Here is a 5,498-nt window from a genome sequence, read left to right as displayed (position 1 = left end):
GCATGTTCCGCGTCCTTGCAATACTGTGTTTACATACAGTCTATCGCTTAGCGGAAAGTTCTTTTACCCTCAGCCGAAATGCCTGCCGTTGCTAGACATTGCCAGCCAGTGCCCGTCACTCCCACTCGATTGTAAACAAGCACACAAAACCCTTTAGTGACAACAATTTGCAAGAACTATCAGGCTCAGTGCCATGAAAAATACCATGACCAGATCATGAGGTTGAACACGGCTTGCGCCGGCAGCGTTCACGCTCCTGGTCGGCGATCTCGCCCGGCTGCAATGCTAGCTCAGCATCGGTCATGCGCTCCAGCACGTCGCGTAGGCGGATGGTGCAAGGAATGGGCGGCAGCTCGAACTCATAGCCGCCGGCGATCATTTCGGCCGCAATCTCCTCGGTGATGAAAAACGGCTCGTCGTCTTGGTTCGGCTTCTTCATGCCCTTTCCTCCTGGCGCTCATCCTGGCCGACAGCGGCCAGGGCATCGGCTTCCGTCAATGCGTCCTCCACGAACGCGCCGTGCTGCTTCGCTTCGGCCTGGCTGACCTCGGCCCATATCCGTTTCACCTGGGCCGCACTGTACCCGGCCAGCTCGGCTGTCATTTTCAGAAGACGACTGCACCAGTTGATTGGGCGTAATGGCTGTTGTGCAGCCAGCTCCTGACAGTTCAATATCAGAAGTGATCTGCACCAATCTCGACTATGCTCAATACTCGTGTGCACCAAAGCGAGGTGAGCATGGCGACGGACACCCCACGGATTCCAGAACAAGGCGTGGCCACTCTGCCTGATGAGGCTTGGGAGCGTGCGCGCCGTCGTGCGGAGATCATCAGTCCGTTGGCGCAGTCGGAGACGGTCGGGCACGAAGCGGCCGATATGGCGGCTCAGGCGCTGGGCTTGTCTCGGCGCCAGGTATACGTTCTGATCCGGCGTGCCCGGCAAGGCAGCGGCCTCGTGACGGATCTGGTGCCCGGCCAGTCCGGTGGAGGTAAAGGTAAGGGGCGCTTGCCGGAACCGGTCGAGCGCGTCATCCACGAGCTACTGCAAAAGCGGTTCCTGACCAAGCAGAAGCGCAGCCTAGCGGCCTTTCACCGCGAAGTCACTCAGGTGTGCAAGGCTCAAAAACTGCGAGTGCCGGCGCGCAATACCGTGGCCTTACGGATCGCTAGCCTTGACCCGCGCAAGGTCATCCGCCGGCGGGAAGGCCAGGATGCCGCTCGTGACCTACAAGGTGTGGGCGGCGAGCCTCCTGCCGTGACCGCGCCGCTGGAGCAGGTGCAGATAGACCATACGGTCATCGACCTGATCGTGGTCGATGACCGCGACCGGCAACCTATTGGCCGCCCGTACCTGACCCTCGCCATCGACGTGTTCACCCGCTGCGTGCTCGGCATGGTCGTCACGCTGGAAGCGCCGTCTGCCGTTTCGGTTGGCCTGTGCCTCGTGCATGTCGCCTGCGACAAGCGCCCTTGGCTGGAAGGACTGAACGTGGAAATGGATTGGCAGATGAGCGGCAAGCCCTTGCTGCTCTACCTAGACAACGCGGCCGAGTTCAAGAGCGAGGCCCTGCGCCGGGGTTGCGAGCAGCATGGCATCCGGCTGGACTATCGCCCGCTGGGACAGCCGCACTATGGCGGCATCGTGGAACGGATCATCGGCACGGCGATGCAGATGATTCACGACGAACTGCCGGGAACGACCTTCTCCAACCCTGACCAGCGCGGCGACTACGATTCCGAAAACAAGGCCGCCCTGACGCTGCGCGAGCTAGAGCGCTGGCTCACATTGGCGGTCGGCACCTACCACGGTTCGGTGCACAACGGCCTGCTCCAACCGCCGGCCGCGCGCTGGGCCGAGGCCGTGGCGCGTGTCGGCGTACCGGCCGTCGTCACACGCGCTACTTCGTTCCTGGTCGATTTTCTGCCGATCCTCCGGCGCACGCTGACCCGCACCGGCTTTGTCATCGACCACATCCACTACTACGCCGATGCGCTCAAGCCGTGGATTGCGCGGCGTGAACGCTGGCCGTCCTTTCTGATCCGGCGCGATCCGCGCGACATCAGCCGTATCTGGGTCCTGGAACCGGAGGGACAGCATTACCTGGAAATTCCCTACCGTACCTTGTCGCATCCGGCTGTCACCCTCTGGGAACAACGGCAGGCGCTGGCGAAACTGCGGCAGCAAGGGCGCGAACAGGTGGATGAGTCGGCGCTGTTCCGCATGATCGGCCAGATGCGTGAGATTGTGACCAGCGCGCAGAAGGCCACACGCAAGGCGCGGCGTGACGCGGATCGCCGCCAGCACCTCAAGACATCAGCTCGGCCGGACAAGCCCGTTCCGCCGGATACGGATATTGCCGACCCGCAGGCAGACAACTTGCCACCCGCCAAACCGTTCGACCAGATTGAGGAGTGGTAGCCGTGGACGAATATCCCATCATCGACCTGTCCCACCTGCTGCCGGCGGCCCAGGGCTTGGCCCGTCTTCCGGCGGACGAGCGCATCCAGCGCCTTCGCGCCGACCGCTGGATCGGCTATCCGCGCGCAGTCGAGGCGCTGAACCGGCTGGAAGCCCTTTATGCGTGGCCAAACAAGCAACGCATGCCCAACCTGCTGCTGGTTGGCCCGACCAACAATGGCAAGTCGATGAACGTCGAGAAGTTCCGCCGCACCCACCCGGCCAGCTCCGACGCCGACCAGGAGCACATCCCGGTGTTGGTCGTGCAGATGCCGTCCGAGCCGTCCGTGATCCGCTTCTACGTCGCGCTGCTCGCCGCGATGGGCGCGCCGCTGCGCCCACGCCCACGGTTGCCGGAAATGGAGCAACTGGCTCTGGCACTGCTGCGCAAGGTCGGCGTGCGCATGCTGGTGATCGACGAGCTGCACAACGTGCTGGCCGGCAACAGCGTCAACCGCCGGGAATTCCTCAACCTGCTGCGCTTCCTCGGCAACGAACTGCGCATCCCGTTGGTTGGGGTAGGCACGCGCGACGCCTACCTAGCCATCCGCTCCGATGACCAGTTGGAAAATCGCTTCGAGCCGATGATGCTGCCGGTATGGGAGGCCAACGACGATTGCTGCTCACTGCTGGCCAGCTTCGCCGCTTCGCTCCCGCTGCGCCGGCCTTCCCCAATTGCCACGCTGGACATGGCTCGCTACCTGCTCACACGCAGCGAGGGCACCATAGGGGAACTGGCGCACTTGCTGATGGCGGCGGCCATCGTCGCCGTGGAGAGCGGCGAGGAAGCGATCAACCATCGCACACTCAGCATGGCCTGTCGACAACCTCTCGCGCAACCAAGACATCGCGGTCGGACTGCAAGTGATCTTGAAGCCACGGGCCCGTCCCACCCCGACATGGACCTCGATGCCCGAACGGACGTTAGATTTCGAGTTCTAGGCGTTCTGCGATGAAGGTTGGATCCCAGCCGGGATTGAAAGTGTCGACGTGGGTGAATCCGAGCCGCTCGTATAGGCCACGCAGGTTCGGGTGGCAGTCGAGCCGCAGCTTGGCGCACCCCTGCGTTCGCGCGGCATGGCGGCAAGCCTCGATCAGCGCGGAGCTGACACCCCGGCCCGCATGTGTCCGTCGCACCGCGAGCTTGTGCAGATATGCGGCCTCCCCCTTGAGGGCGTCGGGCCAGAACTCGGGATCCTCGGCCGACAAGGTGCAACAGCCGACGATGCCGTCGCTGCAACTCGCGACTAGGAGCTCGGAGTAAAGGTTTTCCGGTAATTACAACAAAGAAATTACACCTTCGTTCGATTATTCATGAACTTCTATGGTTTATTAGTGGTGATACCAATATTAAATATTTAAAAGACAATAAAGTTTCAATCTGGGACGAATGGGCGGACGAAGATGGTAATATTGGACCTGTTTATGGTCATCAATGGCGTTCTTGGCCCGACGGTAAAGGTGGAACTATTGATCAGATTAAAATCTTGATAGATGGTTTGAAAAACAATCCGGAATCGAGAAGACATATCGTAAGTGCGTGGAACGTAGCAGACATTCATAAAATGGCTTTACCTCCTTGTCACAACATGTTCCAGTTCTATGTTGCAAATGGAAAATTAAGTTGTCAACTCTACCAACGTTCAGCAGACGTTTTCTTGGGTGTTCCTTTTAACATCTCAAGCTACGCATTGTTTACAATGATGCTAGCGCAAGTTTGTGGATTGGAGGCTGGAGACTTCGTTCATACTTTTGGAGATACGCATTTGTATTCCAACCATTTTGACCAAGCTAAGCTTCAATTATCTAGAGAATTACGTCCACTTCCAACAATGAAAATAAATCCAGATGTTAAAGATATTTTCTCTTTTAAATTTGAAGATTTTGAATTAGTTGGATACGATCCACATCCACACATTAAAGCAGCTGTTGCAATTTAATTAGCTTTAAAATATAAGGAAACAGAAATGGGTATTAAATATAGCTTAATTGTTGCAATTGGGAAACACCGAGAAATGGGTGCTAACAATGATTTGCTTTGGCACTTACCAAGAGATATGCAATTTTTTAAGGAAACGACAACGGGTCACGCTGTTGTAATGGGAAGAAAAAATTGGGAATCTATTCCTCAGAAGTACAGACCGCTTCCAAATCGTTTAAACTTCGTTTTAACACGAGATAAAAACTATAGTGCAGAAGGTGCAACAGTGATTTATGATTTAAAAGAAGTCGCACAACATCTTGAAGGAAAAGACTTAACATGCTTCATTATTGGTGGTGCTCAAATCTACCAACTGGCCTTAGAAACAGGACTTTTAAATGAAATGTATGTCACACAAGTACATAACACATTTGAAGAAGCTGACACCTTTTTCCCTTTTGTAAATTGGGTAGAATGGGAAGAAGAAGATATTTTAGAACAAGATAAAGATGAAAAACATCTTTATTCATTTAATATAAAGAAATTTACGCGTTAATTCATGAAAGTTTGCATTGCTGAGAAACCAAGTGTTGCCAAGGATATCGCTGCCATTATCGGTGCTAATACTCGTAAAGATGGGTATTACGAAGGTAATGGATATCAAGTAACCTGGACTTTCGGGCATTTGTGCACGCTTAAAGAACCAAACGATTATTTACCGGAATGGAAATATTGGGATTTAAGAAAATTGCCCATGATTCCTTCTCGATTTGGAATTAAGGTCATAGATGATGAAGGAATTAAAAAGCAATTTAAAATTGTCAAACAACTTCTTGTAAACGCCGAAGAAATTATCAACTGCGGGGATGCTGGACAAGAAGGAGAGGTTATCCAGCGATGGGTATTCTTAAAGTCAGGAACGAAAGCACCTATCAAAAGATTGTGGATTAGTTCCTTAACGGAAGAAGCAATTAAAGAAGGATTTGCAAACCTACGTATAGGAAGAATAAACGCCCTTTTCACCCAAGTCCAACAGCTTTGGACCGCAGTTGACTCTTTCGACACCCCTGCGATGCAACCCAATCCGGCTGACGGGGAGCCAGCAACGCTGAAAATTTAC

Annotated in this window: 5 protein-coding genes and 3 pseudogenes; 5 read left to right on the top strand and 3 right to left on the bottom strand. The window is 54.8% G+C overall.

Annotated features, from left to right (window positions below):
- Nucleotides 1-214: 214 nt before the first annotated feature.
- Nucleotides 215-439 carry a hypothetical protein gene (locus FTU66_RS13310; protein ID WP_000743213.1) on the bottom strand — a complete coding sequence of 75 codons (225 nt, stop codon included), beginning with the start codon at nt 437-439 and terminating at the stop codon, nt 215-217.
- A pseudogene (locus FTU66_RS13305) lies at nt 436-609 on the bottom strand (resolvase); the annotation flags it as partial. The gene FTU66_RS13310 and the pseudogene FTU66_RS13305, both read right to left, overlap by 4 nt.
- Nucleotides 610-738: 129 nt before the next feature.
- On the opposite strand from FTU66_RS13305, the gene FTU66_RS13295 reads away from it, so the two are divergent.
- Nucleotides 739-2,418 (top strand): Mu transposase C-terminal domain-containing protein, encoded by a 1,680-nt coding sequence (locus tag FTU66_RS13295; RefSeq protein ID WP_000179844.1) that lies wholly within the window; start codon nt 739-741, stop codon nt 2,416-2,418.
- Nucleotides 2,419-2,420: 2 nt separating this feature from the next.
- Nucleotides 2,421-3,413 carry a TniB family NTP-binding protein gene (locus tag FTU66_RS13290; protein ID WP_179990694.1) on the top strand — a complete coding sequence of 331 codons (993 nt, stop codon included), beginning with the start codon at nt 2,421-2,423 and terminating at the stop codon, nt 3,411-3,413.
- Here the strand turns inward: FTU66_RS13290 and FTU66_RS13285 are convergent.
- Nucleotides 3,382-3,723: pseudogene (locus tag FTU66_RS13285) on the bottom strand (GNAT family N-acetyltransferase); the annotation flags it as partial. The gene FTU66_RS13290 and the pseudogene FTU66_RS13285 sit on opposite strands and share 32 nt — an antisense overlap.
- Here FTU66_RS13285 and FTU66_RS13280 point away from each other — a divergent pair.
- From FTU66_RS13280 to FTU66_RS13270, 3 genes and pseudogenes are all read left to right on the top strand, one after another.
- Nucleotides 3,717-4,397, top strand: a pseudogene (locus FTU66_RS13280) (thymidylate synthase); the annotation flags it as partial. The pseudogenes FTU66_RS13285 and FTU66_RS13280 overlap by 7 nt on opposite strands.
- 27 nt (nt 4,398-4,424) lie before the next feature.
- Nucleotides 4,425-4,934 carry a trimethoprim-resistant dihydrofolate reductase DfrA20 gene (gene dfrA20 / locus FTU66_RS13275; protein WP_179990692.1) on the top strand — a complete coding sequence of 170 codons (510 nt, stop codon included), beginning with the start codon at nt 4,425-4,427 and terminating at the stop codon, nt 4,932-4,934.
- Nucleotides 4,935-4,937: 3 nt separating this feature from the next.
- The coding region (locus FTU66_RS13270) for a toprim domain-containing protein (protein ID WP_257222118.1) at nt 4,938-5,498 on the top strand (561 nt) is incomplete at its 3' end.

The sequence above is a fragment of the Acinetobacter sp. YH12131 genome (genome assembly GCF_013418635.1).
GTDB classification, from domain to species: domain Bacteria; phylum Pseudomonadota; class Gammaproteobacteria; order Pseudomonadales; family Moraxellaceae; genus Acinetobacter; species Acinetobacter towneri.
The sequence above is the reverse complement of the archived record's forward strand: the minus strand, read 5'-3'. Positions and strand labels throughout refer to the sequence as shown.